This window comes from Psychrobacter sp. T6-1 (assembly GCF_052258445.1).
Genome location: NZ_JBQQFC010000738.1, coordinates 1 through 644, shown reverse-complemented (window position 1 = coordinate 644; position 644 = coordinate 1). Strand labels below are relative to the sequence as shown.

Sequence of the window (644 nt, the reverse complement as noted above, 5' to 3'; positions counted from 1 at the left end):
CTTGCCAAACTAGTCAAAGCTTATGCTACGCCGCGTTATCAGCTCGGCTATGACAAGGGCATTCATGATCACGATGCCACGCTGTTATTGCTACAGATACTACCGACCCTACGCGAGGCGGGATTGCTCATTTATACCCCGCAAGTACGGGGATTGGCGCAGCTGTTTTATTGGCAGTTGGGTCTTGTGCAGGCGTTAGGGTTAGAGGGTCTGCGCCAATTTGGTTATGACAACTGGTTGAATGAGTCAGTGCTTACGCGCGCGCGCAACTGGACGGATAGAGCTGTGATTGCTGAGCAGTTGCGCCGCAGCCTCGGTAGTGATACTGCCAAAGTCTTGCTAGTAGAAGATATGACGGCGGTGATGCGTGAGTTTGTCGCCACTTACGACGGTAAGCAAGAGAGTGTAGAGGCGACCCTAGAGACACATTCGGAGCTAGGCGCTAGCAATATTCATAATGCCAATATCTTTAAACAAAGCTACGTGCAATTGGCTTGTGAGTATTTGGTCAGCGTCATGGGGCAGTCGGGTAGCCCTGATGTTGCAATAAACTGGCAGACCAGTCAGCAAGCGCAGCAATTATGCGAGCAGCTGACCCAAACGCTCAATAGCGCATCAAATGCTAAAGAGGCTGGCTTTGAACA

Annotated in this window: 1 protein-coding gene; it reads left to right on the top strand. The window is 50.9% G+C overall.

Translation table 11 applies throughout. The annotated features are described in order from the left end of the window. On the top strand, positions 1-644 hold a 644-nt coding region (locus tag ACTXGO_RS15730; RefSeq protein WP_443575177.1), incomplete at both ends, for a hypothetical protein.